Genomic DNA, 1,850 nt, shown 5'->3' with positions numbered 1-1,850 from the left:
ACCGCGTCCTTGGCATCGGTCTTGCCGGTGCCCCGGTAGCCGGCCGAGGCCCGGTTGACCGCGAGGCCGGGTATGTAGAGCAGCTGCTGTCCGTGGTTGAGCAGCACGCTGATCAGCAGCGTGGCCATGCCCTCGGTGACGTCGACCGCCCATACAACGTCCTCGTCGATCGTCAGCACGTCGGCGAGCAGAGCCAGCAGTTCCGGCTCGTCGTTCAGCACCCGCCGCGACAGCAGCCTCCTGCCTTCGGCATCCGGGACCACGCAGTGGTGATGGGTCTTGCCGATGTCCACACCCGCCCAAATCTGGGGCACGGGTTCCTCCGGTTCGTCGGTGTGCGCTGTTCTCCCTAACGACCTCGCCGACGTGGTCCTACTCAGCGACACACCCGCAGGTGCTCGCAGCTCCTAATCAGCGGCCGAGTCGTCGTGAGACACCGGGCGGCCAGGTGATGGGAACCATCGAGTGCAACCCGCTGAAAGCCATACCCGGTGTCTCTGGGCCTCTGGACCTTACGACGGCCCGTCCAACCCACCAACAACGTAGGACCCGCTGATGGGGTTCGTCGACCACGGACCGGGCGGCACGGGTGAACCGGTCGCGGCCCTGCTCAGACCAGGCAACGCGGGATCGAACACGGCGGCCGACCACATCACCGCCACCCAACTGGCCTTGGCCCAGCTGCCGAAGAAGTACCGGCGCGGGCGCCGAACCCTGATCCGCACCGACTCCGCGGGCGGCACCCACGACTTCGTCGCCTGGCTCGCTCAGCGGGGACGGTGGCTGTCCTACTCCGTCGGCATAGTGATCACCGAGGCGATCCACAGCCACGTGCTGAAGGTTCCGGCATCGGCCTGGACGCCGGCGGCCGAACCCGACGGAGAGATCCGCGACGGCGCCTGGGTCGCTGAACTCACCGGCGGCGTTCTGGACGGCTGGCCCAAGGGCATGCGGCTGATCGTCAGGAAGGAACGACCGCACTCCGGGGCCCAGTTGCGGCTCACGGATGCGGACGGCATGCGGCTGACCTGTTTCGCCACCAACACCTTGGGTCGGCCGATCGCCGAGCTCGAGCTCCGTCACCGGCTGCGAGCGAGGGCCGAGGACCGCATCCGGGCCGCCCGGGCCACCGGCCTGCGAAATCTTCCTCTGCACCGCACCGCCCAGAACCGGATCTGGCTGGAGATCGTGCAGATCGCGCTCGACCTGCTGGCCTGGATGCCGATGCTCGCGCTGACCGGCAAGGCCCGGCTCTGGGGACCCCGCCGCCTGCGGCTCCGCCTGTTCAGCGCAGCCGGACAGCTCGTCACCACCGGCCGTCGGCGGATCCTCCGCCTGGCCCGGCACTGGCCTTGGACCAGCCACATCACCGCCGCCCTCGAACGGCTCGCACTCCTGCCGAACCCAGGCTGACCAGCAAATTCCCCGTCCCTACGACAGCAGCTCAACACCCGGAGCAGTGGAATCCGGCGCCACCCCGAGGCGACACTCGGGCCTCCGGCCTGCCCAGCGTCAGCCCGCGGCACGAAAACGGGCCACTGACTCCGTCGGCGGCCCGTCACGAAACTTCGAGGCTAGGGGCAATACCGGTAACTTAGGGCTTTGGTATGCGTTTGACCCGTTTGGGTTTGGTGGCGCCAACGATGGTGATGGCCGGGACGCGCGGGTGGTCTGTAACGCGGTGGGCGGCGCGTTTGAGGGGCCAGCTGGCGACTTTGCGTTTGATGACGCGGGGGTTGGCCCGGCGGCGTCGCTGTGGCAGGAGGCGTTCGAGGAGTTCAGCGTGGGTGGCTTTGACCGCGCGGGTGAGTCGGCCGGGGGGAAAATGCCGCCTGGTCGGTGACCTGGCG

The 1,850-nt window shown here is 68.5% G+C and carries 1 protein-coding gene and 1 pseudogene; one reads left to right on the top strand and one right to left on the bottom strand.

The genetic code is table 11. The annotated features are described in order from the left end of the window. Positions 1-314: IS110 family transposase (locus tag ABZT03_RS44155; RefSeq protein WP_356049948.1), on the bottom strand; the 314-nt coding region annotated here is incomplete at its 3' end. Positions 315-561: 247 nt separating this feature from the next. Here ABZT03_RS44155 and ABZT03_RS44150 point away from each other — a divergent pair. Then, a pseudogene (locus tag ABZT03_RS44150) lies at positions 562-1,413 on the top strand (IS1380 family transposase); the annotation flags it as partial. Positions 1,414-1,850: the final 437 nt, after the last annotated feature.

This window comes from Streptomyces sp. NPDC005574 (assembly GCF_040605435.1).
In the GTDB taxonomy this organism is placed as follows: domain Bacteria; phylum Actinomycetota; class Actinomycetes; order Streptomycetales; family Streptomycetaceae; genus Streptomyces.
The sequence above is the reverse complement of the archived record's forward strand: the minus strand, read 5'-3'. Positions and strand labels throughout refer to the sequence as shown.